This window comes from Methylobacterium sp. BE186 (assembly GCF_031457035.1).
Taxonomy (GTDB): Bacteria; Pseudomonadota; Alphaproteobacteria; order Rhizobiales; family Beijerinckiaceae; genus Methylobacterium; species Methylobacterium segetis.
In genome coordinates this window covers 1-17,198 of the sequence record NZ_JAVDVV010000016.1, presented here as the reverse complement: position 1 = coordinate 17,198, position 17,198 = coordinate 1, and the positions used below count along the sequence as shown (strand labels likewise).

The 17,198-nt window shown below is 60.8% G+C and carries 13 protein-coding genes; 2 read left to right on the top strand and 11 right to left on the bottom strand.

Annotated elements, in window-relative coordinates:
* Positions 1 to 22: 22 nt before the first annotated feature.
* A complete protein-coding gene (locus J2X36_RS16550; protein ID WP_310351663.1) occupies positions 23 to 1,600 on the bottom strand; it encodes an HlyD family efflux transporter periplasmic adaptor subunit in 1,578 nt (525 codons plus the stop codon).
* Between the two features lie 1,346 nt (positions 1,601 to 2,946).
* Between J2X36_RS16550 and J2X36_RS16545 the strand changes: the two genes are divergently transcribed.
* Positions 2,947 to 3,375, top strand: a complete 429-nt coding sequence (locus J2X36_RS16545; RefSeq protein WP_310351661.1) for a hypothetical protein — start codon at positions 2,947 to 2,949, stop codon at positions 3,373 to 3,375.
* Positions 3,376 to 3,627: 252 nt separating this feature from the next.
* On the opposite strand, the gene J2X36_RS16540 is transcribed toward J2X36_RS16545, so the two are convergent.
* The 10 genes from J2X36_RS16540 to J2X36_RS16495 form a co-directional block, all read right to left on the bottom strand.
* Positions 3,628 to 4,458, bottom strand: coding sequence for a glycosyl hydrolase (locus J2X36_RS16540; protein WP_310351658.1), 831 nt, complete (start codon positions 4,456 to 4,458; stop codon positions 3,628 to 3,630).
* A gap of 128 nt (positions 4,459 to 4,586) precedes the next feature.
* Positions 4,587 to 6,242 (bottom strand): DUF4214 domain-containing protein, encoded by a 1,656-nt coding sequence (locus tag J2X36_RS16535; protein ID WP_310351657.1) that lies wholly within the window; start codon positions 6,240 to 6,242, stop codon positions 4,587 to 4,589.
* Between the two features lie 403 nt (positions 6,243 to 6,645).
* Complete coding sequence (locus J2X36_RS16530; protein WP_310351655.1) at positions 6,646 to 7,767, bottom strand: glycosyltransferase family 4 protein; 1,122 nt, start codon at positions 7,765 to 7,767, stop codon at positions 6,646 to 6,648.
* 114 nt (positions 7,768 to 7,881) lie between these two features.
* The gene (locus J2X36_RS16525; protein ID WP_310351654.1) at positions 7,882 to 9,036 is read right to left on the bottom strand and encodes a glycosyltransferase family 4 protein; all 1,155 of its coding nucleotides are present in this window, start codon (positions 9,034 to 9,036) and stop codon (positions 7,882 to 7,884) included.
* Positions 9,037 to 9,232: 196 nt separating this feature from the next.
* Positions 9,233 to 10,708: an oligosaccharide flippase family protein gene (locus tag J2X36_RS16520; protein ID WP_310351651.1), complete on the bottom strand. Its 1,476-nt coding sequence runs from the start codon at positions 10,706 to 10,708 to the stop codon at positions 9,233 to 9,235.
* 95 nt (positions 10,709 to 10,803) lie between these two features.
* Positions 10,804 to 12,081, bottom strand: coding sequence for a hypothetical protein (locus J2X36_RS16515; protein WP_310351648.1), 1,278 nt, complete (start codon positions 12,079 to 12,081; stop codon positions 10,804 to 10,806).
* A gap of 100 nt (positions 12,082 to 12,181) precedes the next feature.
* Positions 12,182 to 13,108, bottom strand: a complete 927-nt coding sequence (locus J2X36_RS16510; protein ID WP_310351647.1) for a glycosyltransferase family 2 protein — start codon at positions 13,106 to 13,108, stop codon at positions 12,182 to 12,184.
* The gene (locus J2X36_RS16505; protein ID WP_310351645.1) at positions 13,105 to 14,157 is read right to left on the bottom strand and encodes a glycosyltransferase family 2 protein; all 1,053 of its coding nucleotides are present in this window, start codon (positions 14,155 to 14,157) and stop codon (positions 13,105 to 13,107) included. The genes J2X36_RS16510 and J2X36_RS16505 overlap by 4 nt, the downstream gene beginning before the upstream one ends.
* A gap of 112 nt (positions 14,158 to 14,269) precedes the next feature.
* On the bottom strand, positions 14,270 to 15,676 hold the full coding sequence (locus J2X36_RS16500) for a Wzz/FepE/Etk N-terminal domain-containing protein (protein ID WP_310351642.1): 1,407 nt from the start codon (positions 15,674 to 15,676) through the stop codon (positions 14,270 to 14,272).
* A 212-nt stretch (positions 15,677 to 15,888) separates the two neighbouring features.
* The gene (locus tag J2X36_RS16495) at positions 15,889 to 16,584 is read right to left on the bottom strand and encodes a sugar transferase (RefSeq protein ID WP_310351641.1); all 696 of its coding nucleotides are present in this window, start codon (positions 16,582 to 16,584) and stop codon (positions 15,889 to 15,891) included.
* 482 nt (positions 16,585 to 17,066) lie between these two features.
* Between J2X36_RS16495 and J2X36_RS16490 the strand changes: the two genes are divergently transcribed.
* On the top strand, positions 17,067 to 17,198 hold a 132-nt coding region (locus tag J2X36_RS16490), incomplete at its 3' end, for a sugar phosphate nucleotidyltransferase (RefSeq protein ID WP_310351877.1).

The following is a 17,198-nucleotide window of genomic DNA, read 5'->3' as shown; positions in this document are numbered from 1 at the left end:
AGGCTGAGGGCGACGCGGCCGATCAACGGGCGTTCTCGACCCGACGTCCGTCCTTCTCGGTGGCTTGGGCCGGGGCAGTCACCTTCGGAGCCGAGGCCTTCTCGACGAGCGCCGAGACACCCCGCGTGACAAAGCTCACGGTGCGGCCCGCGCCATCCGAGACGGCCCCCCACGCGTCCTTCGCCTCCGGCGAAGTGACCGTCCGCACCACCGACGCCGAAGCGGTGGACACGCCGCCGGCGACAGCGTTGAGGGCGTTGCCTGCCTCCTTGCCGGTCAACCCATCCGCGACCGTCTTCCACGCGACGGAGGCAGAGGGCAGCCAGCTGTTCTCGCGGGTGATCGTCACCCATTGGCCGACCGAGCAGGGGCTGCTCTGCGTCGGCGCGAGCACGCTCGCCGCCGGCCGGGCCGCTTGGTCGCGGTCGATGCTGACGAGGACGTACATTTCCCGTCTCTCCGTCTGCGGGAACGGGACGGCGTATTGCTCGTCGGTCTTGTCGCTCGTCTTCGGCAGGATCTCGCTGACCGTGCCCCGGCGAGGACCGTCCGGGTCCGATCCCGAGATCCGAACCGGGGTGCCGACGGCAAGGTCCTGCGCCTGCCGGTACGAGAAGATGCCGACCACGAAGGACTGATCGCAATCGATCAACGTCGCCACGGAGTCGCCGGGATTGACGTGGCGGCCCGGCGCCACTCCCAGGTTCATCACGACGCCGCCGTTCATGGCGCGCATCTGCGCGTCGGTGAGGCTGTCCAGCCGCTTCTTCTCGGCGTCGAGGAGCATCTTCTGCGCCTTGAGGCTCGACGAAAGCTGGCTTTCCTCGATTGCGAGACGCTGCGCATCGAACGCGAGATCCCGACGCTTCTGGGCGAGCACCGCGAGGCTGTTCAGCTCGTTGCCCACGAAGACGCCCTTCTTCACGCCCTCCAGTTGCGCGAGCTTCTGGTTCAACTTCGCCGTCTCGGCATCCTTGTCGAAGCGGGCGGCCTCCAGCTTGTGCTGGGTCGGCCGGAGAAGATCGATGCTGGCGGTGTTTCGATCGACCATCGCCTGCTGGCGGTCGACCACAGCCTTCGTCGACTGGCCCTCCGCATCTGCCGACGAGACGCGAGCGCGCGCTTCGGCGACCTCGCCCTGTAGACGGGCGGCCATCTGCTCGGTCTGTTGGCGGATCTCGCCATCGAGGGCCGCGACGTAGCGAAGGTCGGACTCCTTCTTCTCGCGGGCTGCGATGAGGGAGCCCTCGAGTTCGTCGACCTTGCTGTCGAGGCCGATCAACGTGCTGCGATCGACGCGGCCGTTATGAAGATAGGCGACCGCTTGACCGGGTTCGAGCCGCTGACCGACACGGCCGAGGAGATCGGTGACCTCGCCGGCGATGGGTGCCGTGAGGAGCGTGATCGGCGCATTGATGACGGCCCGGTCCGATTGATCGGCGAGAAGCGGCGGCAGCGTCGCTGTGGTCATCAGGAGGGCCAGCACGCCCGCGACCGAATACGAGGAGATCCGGACGATCCGGGTGTGCGTCCTGTGGCGGTTGGCTTGCGCTGAGCGGTCGGACGCTGCGCCGGCGTCTGAAATGGGCTTCTGCGGCATCGAAAGCTCCGGCAGGACTTGTGATCGAAACGGCACCCGGCCGTGAGGCGGGCAAAACGGCCAACAAAGTCGATGGCATGCGCGGAAGATGAACGTCCGGCACAGACTAGGCCTGAACACGACTTCCGATTTTAAGGAGAATTTTAGATAACAGCTTTTGTTGCGGCGCACAACCGTGGCAAAATTGCACATCAAAAATGTATTTGCTGATATAAGCAGAACAATGACAGCCGCATCCGGTGAAGCACCGGTTACGACATAGAAGTGAATATTTAGGATTACAGGTGTGCTTATAAGATTGTAATCGGATCGTGGTCCGAGGTGATTTTTAATTCCGATTTTGTTTCCAAAATTGTCGTATATAACTTGAATTAATGAATTTTATGTCGGTTTTGCTATACCTCACCTGATACTAATCGTCGTCCAACCCGAGGAACGGCACCGCACCAAAAACCGTTCCGAAAAATTAATCGGCGCTCGCCGCAGGCATGTCGTGAAACTGAACCGCACGGGCCGAGGCCGGAGATGCGATGCGGTCATGGGACGAATTCGGATCAGCGGGTGGCGATGCTGCGCGCGGCCGATGCGGAGGCAATGCACGCTCCGCCCGACGCCCGACTCAGCACGCCCCTCAGCTTCGCGTGCCCGGCCGCTGCCGACATGCCAGACCTTGGGCGCACCATCGCTCACCGGAAGGCGTGATATGGGGGTCAAGCCGTCGGCAAACAATCTGCCGATGGCTGCGAACCGTCCCGACTGCGATGTGAGGCGGCGCGAGATCGCGATTGAAGTTGGCGAGCCCCTCGACCTGCATGGGGCCGGGCTCAGCCCCTCAGACCACCCGTCAGCAGACGATCGCCCAGCATCACCGCATGAGTCCCGGACCCGAGCTTGCCTGCGGCGTTGCCGGCGAGAATCCTGTGTCAGCCCAGCGCGAATGCAGAAGGCCGAGATGTTCCGATCGCACATGACGAGGAGCAACAGATCCCTTCTGACCTTGACGGCGCCGCGAAATGAGATCCCGACTCGTCAGCGGGTCGGGCAGAGGGAGCGGCTTTCACCGCCCGGCGGGCACCTGCGCTTTCACAAATTCGTGTCTGCAGCCCGGCTGCACCGTACACGATCGCGACCGGCTCGCTCAGCCGAGGAGGGAGATCACCGGCGACAAACTCCTTAACGCCCGGAATTGAGAACCAAATTTCACTTTCCCATGCTGACGCCGATTGAACTCAATGTCAGATTTCACAAAAGCATCACTGCGTACGTTTAGCGACATAAATCTGTAGATTGATTGACAACTGTTCATTTGCTTTCCAATTTGACTAAAAAATTATCATGAGGCAGTCATGAATTTCTCATACGTCGAAACAAGCCGCATCCGACAGAATGATCGCGGATCCTACAGCCTCTATGCCGATGATATCGAAGTGATTTCTGGCCTTGATCGGGAAGATTTAGCGGCATTTTACAGTTCGGTGCTTGATCCAGCTCCTGCAGAAATAGCAAGTCATCACGCCGGAAGGCAATCCGAGTTTCTCCAAAATCAACTCGGAAAGAGCTCAAGCTGCCACAGGGCTGAAGCAAAGCATCCCACAAGCAGGGCGCGTCGAGGGCGCCGGCTTTCCCTTCTTCCCCACGCTGACTTGGTCAGGGCGGCGCTCCAGCAACGACCGAGCATTCATCCCCTGTCGATGGCATTGGTCCTCAAACAGGCTGGCGTGAAGGTTTATACCTTAGGTCCGGTTCGAAACATCATGGATTATTGCAGCCGATAGTAATGCGCGGGTTTTTTAACGAAATGAACCTCACTATAAGGGGCTGGCCAAATGCGGATTTCTCGATCCGAATTACAATGCTGATCGCAGCATAAGGCGAAGCCGTTCCGGACGGGTGATGACGCTCCTGCAGACGATGTCTGCTGCCACCGCGGTGCCGGCGTCATCTCTGATCCAAGGAGACATCGGGGCTGTACGACGTTCGCTCACGCAGAAGGGCATTGGCCCGCGGATGTTTGAATGCGACGTCGGTCAGGCTCTCTCACCGAAAGCCAGCCGGAAGGCTTCGCCGGTTCCGCGGTAGCGACCTCCGCTGAGCTTACCCGGATAATCCGCATCGCTGTCCCAATAACTCTGGAACAGAACTCCGTTGACACTGCACCACCGTGCCATTTCCTCGACGTAGAGCATCATGCCGTCCGTTCGCACACCCCATTCCGGAATGCAGATCGGCTTGCGGTGGCGCGAGGCAAAATCGGTCAGCCAGTCGAGACCGAAGTCGCGCGTGCGGGTGGAGTGCCAAGCCGCCAGCGGTCCCTGGGGATCGTGCGGTTGATGGTAGAAGTCCATGCCGATCGCATCGACATGCTCCGAGCCCGGAAAGGACGGCACCGGGTCACGCTGGCCCAGGTTGGGGCACCAGATGATGCGGGCGCGCTCGGAGCAGGTTCGAAGCACGGTCGAGAATCGTCGGAACGCGTTCGCGAAGACCTCTTCCTGCCCCTGGGCGGCCCATTTCATCCAATCGCCGTTGAACTCCCAGCCGGTGCGGAAATAGACCGCGGCGTCGCGCGGCCGCGCCGCCAGAATCGTGGTCACCACGCCACGATAGATGTCGTCATAGGTTCCAGCCGCCGCCTCTGAGAGCCTCGCCCCCGACCACAGCAGGGGAACGGACCAGACGGCAGGCCTGTCGACGGCGTTGACGACCGTGTTGGCGAACCAACCCGGGGATCCTGCGAAATCCTTCAGCGATGCCTCGCCGGTATGTTGCGAGATCAGATCCACCGGCCGCCCGAGCCAAGCTTCGAAGGCCCGGATCGCCGCAGGATCGTTGCTACTGTGGATCCCGAGCTTGACCATCGATCCTCCTGTGTGAGGTTCGGCCGCTCGGAGGATGCACAGGACGGACCAGCCCTCCAATCCGGGCGCCGGTTCGAAAGCCAGCACACCGTCGCGGCAGGCCCGCTGCGACCGCCGGCGCAGCCGGATCAGACGAGGTGCCAGCCGCTCTCGATCACCGGGACCAGATGAACCTGTGCCTCGGCGCTCTCGGCGATACCCACCGCCAGATCCGCCCGCGTCGCACCGTGAGCCAGGGCGGTGAGCCAGCTTTGGGCGCCGCCCGGATCCGGTGCACGGCCGAGCGCCTGCTGGTACAGCATGTCGACGTATTGTGCATCCGTCAGAGGGCCCGGATGCCGGGCGGCATACTCGCCCGAGGCGAGAAATTCCTGCGCCATGGCCGAGAGTGACATGCCGCCCTGCGCCGAGCCAGCCCATTGCTTCAGTCCGCCCGTGTCGGGCGCACGGTCCAGCAGGGCGTAATAGAGACGGGCGACATCCGCCGTAGCCGCATCCGCCACGAAGACGCCGGCGTCGAGCGCCGGCTTCAGGTGCCCGACATGTTCCTCCGAGAAGACAAAGGCGCTCGCCACGTCGGCACGGCCCATCCCCCGGCCCAGTGCCGCGATCCAGGATTGCAGGCCGGCAGCATCTCCCTCTCGACCGAGCACAGTGTCGTAGAGTTGGGCGACGAACCCGGCACTGTCAGGAGAACCGAGCTGGGATTGCGCCTCCGGAGCGCTGAGAAATTCCTGTACGACCTCGTGCACCGTGGCGCCCCGGCTGAGCGCCATCGCCCAATCCGCCGCGCCGAGCGCGTCCGGGACGCGTCCGAGCAATCCCTCGTAGAGGGCGTACACCGTTCCGCCGATCTCGTGAACATCGTGACTGATCGTGCCGAAATGGAGTTGCCTCTCCTGGTCGGTGGACGGGGCAACCACGGGGGCCCCGGGTGCAGGCGTCCCCGTCCAAATCCCGCTCGGCGCGAAGGCGGCCTTGTACGCGGCCGCGGCGGCGGAATACTGGTCCTCACTGAGCCGCCCAGCGAAATCGCTATTCGAGTCCCAGTAGCTCTGGTAGAGCACATCGTGTCTCTGGAACCATTCGGCGGCTTTCTCGATGTAGGCCGCAGCGTCCGAGTTGATGCCCCACTCCGAGTAGGCGGTCGGCTTTCCATGAGACGCCGCGAAGGATTCGAGCCACTGCAGACCGTAGGGCCGCTGGACCATGTAGTTCCATGCTTGCACCGGATCCTTCGGATCCCAGGTGACGTTGTAGTAGAAGTCCATCCCGACAACATCGACGTACGCGTCTCCCGGATAGGCCTTCGCCGGGTCGATAGTCCCGCCAATATTCACGTTCCATTCGAACCGGAATAAGCTCGACACCGATCGGAAGCTTTCGACAAAGCTCCGAAAGGCCCCAATGAAGCTCTGCTCATGACCTTCTGCTGCCCACGGCATCCAGCCGCTGTTGAACTCCTCTCCGACGCGAACATAGATGACCTCATTCGTCGGACTGGCTGCGAGCAGCCTTTGCGCAGCCTGCACATAATAGGTATCGTAAGCACCCGAGGCCGCTTCCTCCAATGTGCCGCCGTTGGCAAACATCGGAACGTTCCAGTATAAGGGAAGCTTGAGGTTCGAGAACTGGCCCGCAAGCCATGAGAGACTGTTGACGTAGTCAGACCAGTCGGCCCGCCCACCGTGAGCGCGTATGAAGTCGGGCTTCCCGCCGAACCAAGCCTCGAACCTCTCGACGTCGGACGGATCGTTCCCTTCAAAAATCCCGACGGCAGTCATCTTGGCAACCCGAGTCATGAACAGCCCACAACTCTGAGATGCGATAGATTGAGAGTTCATTAAACAGACAACAAGATATCCTTTTCGGCGCTGCATTGCTGAGATTGCACCAGCAGCATTATTGCGGAGGATTTCTTTTTATTCCCGTTGCAAGATTTTTATCAGATCACCCGGTCCCGACGTGGAGGGCGGCCATTTGTCGACGCCAGTCACGCCTCGAAGCCTTGAGCCTGCGATCCGGTTGACTCGCTCCAATAGCTCGCTCGCCCCGCAAAAGATATCGGGACCACGATGACCAGCGACGTCCCCATGGGAGGGCATTCAACCGGCCTACATTCGCGACCAAGCTGCACACCCGATTGTGTCAGCAAATCATCGGAATCCAGGATTATTATGGAGAGGCCTAGACGCCCTTCTGAGCGCTTTTAGATTTATGATCGCGCCGTTGAGCATAGAACGACAGACGATCTTGCGCCGCGCGCCGCCATGTCATGGATCTGGCTGTCTCAAGAGCCGCATTTTTCATACGATCGAGTTTTGCGGTGTCCGTTACAAGCTGCAATATTGCCGACTGATATTCAAGTTCGTCGTCAAGATCGACAACGATACAGTCGAATCCATCACTCAGATCCACAGAGCAACCCGCGTTGCTACTGACGATCGGCACCACGCCATGCGCCATCGCCTCAAATCTCGATAACGACCAGCCCTCGAACATCGACGGAAACAGCGCAATTCTCTTGCTGGCAAGCAATTCCGACAATTGCGAGCGGTCGAAGCTGGGCACGATCGTGATCCGCGGATGAAGATGCGGCGGATAATCCTTCAGGATCAGGTCCGCCTCGACCTGAGTTCCGATCAGCAACAGACTGACATCGGGACAACGGTTCAGGACCTCGCTCATCGCCTTCGCCGTGTGATGCGCGCCCTTGCGCCAGGAATAATCGCCAATCTGAACGATTCCGATGCGTGACGAACGATGGTGAGCCACTGGCGGTGATGCCCGCTCAACATCCACCCCCCACTTCCCCCGAAGGATGTCGCAGCGACCGAGGCCGGCATTGGCCACGATGTAGCCGACCTCATCATCATTCAGCGCAATGACGCAATCCGAGGAGCGAAGCGACATCTCGACAAGCTTCAATTGCAGACCATGACGCCAGAGTTTTTTCTTGAGGGAAACTTTGCGCCCGTGGGCATCAGCATCCTGGATCTCCACCTTTGAGGCGAGGGGCTCAAGACCATGACTATGCGTGACGCGCAACGTCGTGCGGAGGGAGGACAGATTATAGGCCAACCATCCGTCGCCGGTTGATGCATCAACCACGTCGAAGCTGTTGCCACATCGTCTCACGCGGCTCGCGAAATACAGAGGATAGATGATCTGCCTGATCGACTTCGGGATCCAAGAAGGTAGATCATCGAAGGACAGAATTTCGACATCGTGGCCTGCGTGTCGATACTCGTCTGCCATACGCAGCACGGCCCCTGCGGCGCCTGCATTTCGGCTGAGAGGCGCGTGCACGGATAACAGGATCCTCATGACCCAGCTTCTCTAGGGCAGACCGATACTTTCACGGAGCGAGTAAGCGGGAAGCCATGCCGTCACAGTCCAGCTCTTGGACTTCTCGCACCTTTATCACGGCCTAATCCTGAGGTAGACATCGGATGTCGCCTCCGCGATGTCACGCCAATCCGGTATCGACGCTGAGAGGGCGCGCAGGTTGTTCGCCATCGCCGTGCGCGTTGCCGGAGACCGAACGAGCCTCGTCAAAGCATGGCCCAACGCCGGAGCGTCTTCCTGCGGGACCAAAAATCCGTGCTCCCCATCGACGAGCATCTCTGCGAACAACCCGATATTGGATGCGACGATCGGCCGGCCAGTCGAGAGCGCCATCATCAAGACACCTGACGCGTCGATCTCGCGATAGGGCATCGCGGTGATGTCGGACGCCGCCAGAATGCCGGGGATCTCTTCCTCGCCCACGAAACGGAGGTCCCATTTAATGAGATCTTCGACGCCGCTCGTTCGAGCAAGGGCCATCAGAGGGTCCACGTCCATCTGTGGTCTGCCCACGATATGGACGCGTATGATGGACCTCACATCATCCGGCAGATATTGAAGCGCGCGGATCAGCACGTCCACGCCCTTGTACGGCTTTATCTGCCCGAAGAGCAGTACGACGACAGCATCATCAGCCTTCTTTTCTTGCAGAGGAACGAGGCCCGTCGGCACGCATTGACCAAGCACTCCGTGATCAATCCGCGAGATCCGGTCAGCCGCCAACCCATACCTGATCAGCGTACGCCTGGCAGCGTCCGTATGGACGATGAGGTGATCGAACCTCCTCATGATGCTTATCGAGCCGAAGGCTTGCAGACGTGATTTTGGGTTGTTGTTGAAGGGAGACGAGTCATGCACAGTCAAGATGACGGGAGCGATCGTGCGAAACAATGGCACGAACCACCGATCGACGACCGGCAACGGAGTCCATTGAAAATGGATGGCGTTTGGTTTCTCTCGGCGCAGCTTGAGCCACAAGGACATCAGACCGCCTATGTGGGCGAGACCTTTTGCCAGGAGGAACAGCGTGCTCGGAAGCCGTCTCGCGACCGCCGATTGGAGACCGGGATAGAACAGCTCCCGCACGTAATCGTGGCCTGCTCCCGGTTCGGCAGGAGCGAGATGCTTGGTGTAGAGGACCACCTCATGGCCGTTCTGCTGCAATCCTTCGACGAGGGCTTTGTCGTAGGGCCAGGTGAACAGCGACGGATCGAGCAGGGCGATCTTCATGAATTCGACCTGAGCGAATCGCGGGCAGGCGCGTCCTCAGCGATGCCCAACAGGTGATTGGAAGTCCCCTTCATCGTCACGTCACCGAAACCTCGTTCCTTCGCCAAACCCGACGAGGGAGTGACAGAGGCAGAGACGGACTTTCGGGCCGCGTTCCGTCCGGCCCCTGTGGGGCCACGCCCTTGCACTCTCCGGGTCATGCGACGCCTTGGGAAGGTGCCGGTGCGATCCTCCCGCGGCCGAGATGGGCGAACGCGATGAGGCGTCGCAACGCTCGGTGATCCAGCGCGAACAGCGCGGCCGTGTACAGCAGGGCGCCGCACAGAACCATGGCGGCGAGCCGATGCGCAATCGTCCAATCGGCAAATGGCCCCCACCCGAGGCCGCGAACCAGAGCCATCATGAGAAGGGCTGCGGTAAGCGGTGCGCCGATCCCACGAAGCTGCTCCCGAACGGGCAGGCCCGTGCATCTGCGTATCAAGGCGATTTGCACCGGTACGCTCGTCGCGAGACGAAGGACCCAGACCGCCACGGCGAGCCACAGCGCCCAGGTTCCAATGCTCAACATTCCGATCACGATCGTCGCTACGGACACGATCAAGACAGGCGTGAATTTCTGCGGCGATCCGAGTGCGCTGATGAGTTCGCCGCCATAGAGTTTCGGGAAGTAGAAGATCGTCAGGAGGGCGAACACCGTCACGTAGGGAACGGCTGGCACCCATTGGACGCCGAAGACGAGTTCGACCACCTCCGGTGAGCAAGCAGCGAGCCCGAGAAAGATCGGAAAACTCAGCATGCATGTGAAGCTTACGGCTTCTGCATAGGCGCCGTTCAATGCGTCGCGATCCTGAGCGATGCCTCGGAACAAGGGTAGCGCCAGCTGGCTGGCGGCGCCCGCCAGTACATCGCGGGGCATGTCGACGATGCGGAAGGCCAGGTTGATGTAGCCGGCGGCCGTCGGACCGAGCCCGGCCGCCACCATCAGCATGAAGATGCGGACTTCCGTCATCTGGAGCGCAGTGTTGGTCAGGCTCGCGCTTCCGAACCGCATCATCTCGACCAGACGCCGGGGCACGATGCGCAGGCGCGGCCGATGGGGTGCGAAGTACCAGAGCAACCCGCTCGCGAAGGCCGCCATCGCGATTTGCTGGGCGACGAGGCTCCAGATCCCTCCCCCACGGAGCGCCGCGATGATCCCGATACCGGCGCCGATGAGACGTCCGACCAGGGAGCGTAGGGCGAGGACGCGGAACGCGAATTCGCGGCGCTGGCGCGCCATCAGAGTTCCGCCGAGGGCCGACGCAATGAGACTCAGGCTCATCACGGAGAGAACGCGGCCAGCATCCGGCTCGCTGAACAGCCACGAGATCGCGTCCGAGGACAGAACGCAGCCGCCGCTGAGCAACAGCGAGAGGATCAGTGAGGCGGTGAAAGCGGAATCGTAATGTTCGTCCCCCGTATCGGGCCGCTGAACGAGTGCGTCGTGAAAGAGCATCTCCACGGGCAGCGTCAGGATCTGTATGATTCCGAGCGCGACCGTGAAGACACCGAGTTCGGCTGGCGTGACAAGCCGCGCCACCACGACGAGCGTGACGAAGGAAAGGACGGAGAGACCTCCGCTTTCCAAGGCGGTCCAGACCAGTGATCGTGCTGCCTTCAGGCGCAGGGACATGATCGACAAACCTCTGCCGGCGCGGCGCGGTGTTTCGGATGGCAGGTCCGATCGGGGCATTCTCGCGAACGTCCCGAGCCTGCTCGCAGGCGTGATCAGGCAGGCTTTGGGCGCCTGCTTTCGACCGATAGGATCGGCATCTCCAAACCGGGAAAGCGAATGGATCGATTGTCTTGATTGTAGATCCCCAGAACCAAGATCAGGCTGATGACCGTCACGTCTGTCAAATACCCGCCCAGAAAAAGATACGTGACCAGCAATGGCAGAAGGAACGAGCGGTTCGCCTGTTTGAGGGTGACGTATAGAAAGCCGAAATAGCTGATGAACCCTATCAGCCCGTACTCGAACAGCAGCTTAGCCCAGGTGGGATCGAACATCAGGAACGGCATGCGTTCATAGTATGTGGTGATCGTCCCGGGTCCCTTGCCGATCAGAGTGGCCGCGAGATCGGAGAAGGTCACCCGGTCGAGCAGCGTGAACGCCGACACGAAGCGCGCATGTCCGCTCGAGTTCGGTGTCGTGAACTCGCCCATCCGGCTCGTCAGCGCGTCGATCTCCAGGGCAGTGCCGAAGAGCAGGACGACGCCGATCGCTCCGAGCGCGCCGAGGACGTAGACGAACTGACCTCGAGCGACCGTCCAGACGCAGCCGAACAAGGCGAGCGTGATCAATCCGGTGCCGGAATAGCTGCAGAGGAGCGCCGCCGCATAGATGCCAAGCCGGACCGGACGCCGCAACGTCAGCAGCTCGCAGATGGTAGCAAGCCCGACGAATTGGCTGAAGAACGCCGGCTCCGCAAAGAACACCCCGTTGCTTCTGAGGATCTCCGATCCATAATATATCGGAACGATGTTGTTGTATTTATCCAACAACATTCCCGCCGGAAAATAGAAATCGACACAGAATGCGAGCTTTGTTCCGACGATCCTTTGGAGAACGAATTGTGCTATGCCTACGACGCTGAAGAGGGCCATCACGTCGCGGAACAGGGATAACCCACTTCGGCAACCGCCCTGCGTCACAGGCCTGAAGATCAGGATGCTTTGAACGGCGCAAACGAGCGCGAGTGAGGCCGGGGAGACCTTCTCGGCACCCGCGTTCAGAACGAATGATGCCGCAGCAGCCAGGACGAAGATTGCGAAGAGAACAAATGCGTGGCTGTCGAGTCGGAGCCGGCCGCACAGCCAGCAGAGCAGGACAAGACTTGGCACGAGCGCCGTCGTGACCGAGAGGGCGTTCGCCGTTCCCGGAAGGGCGATCTTCTGAAGCAAGGTGATCGCCAGGATGATGGCGAGACACAGGCGATAGCCGGAGTTCCGGTTTCCGGCGTTGAGCGCCGGACCTGCCAGGCGCGGAAGAGCCTCGCCGGTCATCGGATCAGGCCCCCGGACACCGCAGGAGTGCGCCGAAGTTCGCGAAGCGGCACGGCTATCGGCCAATCGGGACCGGTCGCGGAGGCGGTTCCTGCATCCCTCATATCTGCCTCGGTCGGCTGATGATGCGCTGCCGTGCCAGAACGGTCATGGCCCACGCATGGAGGGATGGACGGAGGAGTTCCCGATACACAACGAAGCACGAGAACAGAGCCAGCGAAACGTTCTTCGGGCAGCGCAGGTTGATCTGCCGCGCATAGGCGGTGAAGAACTTATCGTAGAAGTACTTTGTGTAGTAAATCGACCAGTAAATCCTGTCCCATTTCCTGACGCGCTGCCCGCCCTGCCTCGTCTGACTGGCCGGCAGATGGATGCTATGCACGTCGTTCGTCACCCCGATCCGATACCCGAGGGTGAAGATCTGCATCTGAAAGTCCGTCTCCTCGCGATAGCCGTTCCCGCGCGCGTAAAATCCGTCGAAGGGATGCTTGAGCAACAGATCCCGGCTCGTCAGGATGACGGCATTGGTGATCGGTTGCTGGATATCGCCCTCGAAGCGTGCGCCGTTGACATATTCACACAGGATCGGCCGGAACGTCGGACCTCCGCGCAGTCCGGTTCCGAACCGAGCCAGGGCTTCACCGGGCGTCTCACTGTCCATCATGTAGACGCGGCGGCCGGAGACGGCTCCGAGGCTTGGATCGGCGCGAAGCTTCGCGAGGCACACGCGGGCGTAACCGGCCTCGAGGTACTCATCGTCGTCGACGAACAGGATATACTCGTTGGAAGCCCGGTCGACACCGATGTTGCGGGACCGTGAAGCGCCTTGCCGCTCGGCATTCTCGATGACGACCAGAGCAATGTGTGGGGAAAGCGCGGATATCCCGTGCACGACCTCGGTCGTCTGGTCGTTGCCCGCGTCGTTCACGAAGATGATTTCGGTGACGAGATCCTGCTCGAAGTAGGAGGGGGCCACACGCCGCAGAGTGTGAGCTCGGTTCCGGGTCGGTACGACGAGAGTGATCATCGCACTCTCCTCTCCGCCCCCGAAACAGGGTTTCCCGAGACACTCCCCTCAAGCGGCGCCAGAAAAATCCTTGCCAGGAATCCAGCACCCCACGTGAGATGCATGACCGGAAGAGCGACCGTTGCGCCGATGCTGCAACGGGATCTCTCCCGACGGAAAGCGATCGCCGCCGCCGCCGTCACGAGCGCAAGGTACAGACCGAGCGGCACAAGCAGGAGGGCCGCGACCGCGGGAGGCGCGAGGAGCGTCGCAAGGGGCAGCAGCCCCACATACGCGACCAGACCAACCGGGATGATTTGGCGCAGTTTCAGTCCGGCCCGATGCTTCTGGAAGTTCTGGCCCCTACCCCAGCCGTAGCGAAAGTATTGCCGCGCCAGAGAGACGGCACTCCGCCTCGGGAAGTAGGTCACTTCCAAATCGGATGCCAGCCAGATCTTTCCGGAAGCGGATCTCAGACGAAAATCGAACTCGGCGTCCTCGTTGGCCGCAAAGCGCTCGTCGTATCCGCCAAGGTCCACGAAGACCGTGCGGCGAAATCCGGCGTGGTGCCCGTGATCGACGTAACCGGAGCCGCCATCCATGCGATGACGGGCGCCCCCGGTCCCGATGACGCCATTCGAGACGGAAGCAATCGCCTTCTGGAAGCAGGTATGCCCTGCCGTGGTCAGCCGCACGACGACGCTGTCGGCGCCCGTCCGCACCATCTCCCGCACGACATCCACCACGAAGGACGGCCGGTACCGCGCATGCGCATCGACCCGCACGATGATCTCGGAATTGGGGTCCGCCGCCCGAACAGCGGCGTTGATGCCCGCCGACTGGATGCGCCGAGGATTGTCGAGGAGACGGATCCGGCAGTCTGCCTTCATCATCTCGAAGACAACGGCACGGGTTCCGTCGGTGCTGCCGCCGTCCACGATCAGGATGTCAAGAATATTCTCGGGCGCATTCTGAGCAATCCGCTCGATCGTTTCGCGAATGTGCTCCGCCTCGTTCAATGTCGGGATGACAATTGAGGTCGGCGGCAGCCTGCAAAGCAACTCTTCCATCGTGCGACACCTCGGAAATTGCAGGGAGCCGTCATTCAGCGTGATACATGCCGTCTCCGGCCGGCTCGAAGGGCCTGAGCCCTAGTCGGCAAGATCGCCGTCCATCTTTCCGCTACCGCCCGACAACCTCCTCGACCGGAAGGCCGAAACGGGCTCCGAAGCCGGCATCTCGCCGGACCGCCTCCCGAGGCGCAAAACCCTTCACCGATGCGCGATCGCCGGTCCGGAGCAGGTCCGCCAGGATCGCGCACGCGCATCCGAGCATCAGACCGACCAGAACCGCGAGGGGCATGACGATGCTGGCACGCGGGAAGATCGGTCGAATCGGCGGCGAGGCGCTGTGCACGATCTGCATCGTCGAGAGTCGTTCGTTCGAGCGCCACGCATTCTCGATCTGCGCCTCAGCGCCCTTGCGCGTATAGAGCAGGATGTTCGCCTCATCCTGCTCGACCTCTCGCTCCAAGCGAGCGAATTCGGCGGCCTTGCCGGCGAGTTGCTGGAGTTCGAGGTTCACCTGATCCAGGTCGCGCTTCTGATTCGACTCCTTGAGTCTGAGACCGGCGAGTTCGGCATTGATATTGATGATCCGAACCGCACTCTCCTGATATAGCCTGACATGGAGGAGAGGAGGATCGGCTCCGAAACTGGCCGATGGTGCGGCCGCAGGACCGCTAAAGTTGTTATCGCCGAAAATCTCGCTCGGAAGCGTGATTTTGGCTTTCAGGCTCGCAAGCTGCGTGCGAAGCGATTGAAGCTCGCCGGTATTTTTTCCAATCAGATTTCGCGTGTTGGACAGCTCGGTAATGATCTTGTCACGCCTCGTCAGATACAACTTGCGCTGCGCTTCAATCGAATAGGCGCCGTTGTTGATGGAAAATTCTTCAAGGCTTTTATTCGCAGCGCCAAGCTTTTTGCGATACTCGTCCTCCTGTTCACGGAAAAACTGGGAGGCGAGAGGATTGCTCGAGAGCTTTGTGTGAAGGTCGATGAAGCTGCCCGCGATCTGATTGGCCATGTCGGCCGCTCGAACCGGGTCGCGATTGCGATAGGATATCCTGAGCAAGTCGGTGTTGGCTTCCGCATCAACGCGCAGGTTTGCCTGAACCGCCAGAGGATTCTCGTCGCTCGCATGGATGCGGGGTGCGCGCTGGAAGAGGCTCGTGATCTGGTCGAAAAGGCTGGATGCCTCCACCACCTCGCCGCCCGTCGGGATGGCAGGGTTGGGATCCCCGGTCTCACGCGTCTTCATGCGCTTGAGTGCATTCACGAGCACGATGTCGCTCTGCGCGATCTTGGCCTGCGACTTCAGATAGCGCTCCTGCTGCGTACCCGCACTGAAGCTATCGCCCGCCTGCTGCTTCAGGGATCGACTCTGATCGACGAAGATGAGGAGGTCTGCTTCATAGATCCGCGTTCCGAACTTCTGGACCGCGACGCCCGCAACGACGACGGCGTAGAAGACGACGATGAACAGAAGCTTGTGTCTCCATACACTTCGAAAGATGTCAGCGGCAGTCATCTGAGATCCCATTCGGTCGCCACCACATCTTGGCCGCGGTAGCCATGCGTGATCGTTCCTCGTTTCGGATCAGCTGTCGCGCTTGCGGCGCAACCCGGCAAACCTCCCCGCGCTTGGGAGACGCGCCCATGATCCGACCTCTCGGTAGAAACGCGAAGACTTCGGTATATTCGATCGGCCGCCGGCAGCTCAGATCGCGTTCTGCGGTTCCGTCAGTATGATCCTCTGGCGAAGAACACGGCTGGGATCGTGCGCGCGACGATGATCATGTCCTTGGCGAGCGACCATGTTTCGACATAGGCCCGATCCAGACGGACGCGTTCGGCGTAGGTCGTGTCCGAGCGTCCGCTCACTTGCCAAGCACCGGTGAGTCCCGGTCGCACGGAAAAGTAGATCGTTGCATCGTGACCATATTTCTCGATCTCGCTGGAGACGATCGGACGTGGTCCCACGATGCTCATCTCCCCCGAGATGACGTTGATCAACTGCGGGAGTTCGTCGAGGCTCGTCTTCCGGAGAAGATAGCCGATGGACGTCACACGCGGGTCGTCCTTGAGCTTATGGGACCGCCGCCACTCATCCATGGCTGCCGGGTTATCGCTCAGGTAGCGCGTCAGTATCGCCTGACTGTCGACATGCATGGTTCGGAACTTCAAGCAATCGAAGCGCGTGTTCGAGCGCCCCAAGCGCGGGTGGCGGTAAAAAGGGGAGCCCCCGTCACTGAAACGGATCAGGATGGCGATCGAGAAAAACAGTGGCAGTAAGACAATCAATGCCGCCACGGCAACAATGATATCGAACGTCCTCTTCGAGCGACTGTCGCAGCAGCGGACGGAACCGGGCATGTGCTGCGATACGTCGCTGCGGTCCAACTCGGCATCGGACGCAACTCTGGATGGCACCAGCATGCAGCGCTCCCAGGTCTAGGAACCCTATTGGTTAACACTCACTTAACTTCCGGCATCGTTCCATGTCGCAATGCACCATTCAAGTACCAAAGATGACCAATAACGAACAATCCTTTGGCAAATTGCATTTTTATTGTTCATTACCAATGTTCGATTCCGTACGAAAGGCTAATATGGAGGACTTCATTTGCGTAAGCTGCGGGAGGTCTTTATCTGTTACCGACGTGTGGTGCGACGCGCCCGATCGCGCTCGCGAACACGATTCCCGTTGCCATTCATGGTCGCCGCCTCAGGCGGGTGACTTCACTCGAGAGCCTTGGCCGGCTCGACTGTGTGCAATGCAGCGGGTATTCGGGGAGGGTGTTCGGTCGAGGGTGGAGGCCTGCCGCCTTGACCGGCGCATTGTGCGACAGTCTCGTCCTGGCAGTCTCGATGCCATGGCATCGGCGCGGTGACGGTTTCCGGTTGAGGGAAAGGACGTGATGGACCTCGATCAGAGCGCTCCGATCCTCCCCGTGATCCTGTGCGGCGGCTCAGGCACGCGCCTGTGGCCGGCCTCGCGCGAGAGCATGCCCAAGCAGTTCTCCCGCCTCGTCAGCGAGCACGCCTCCACC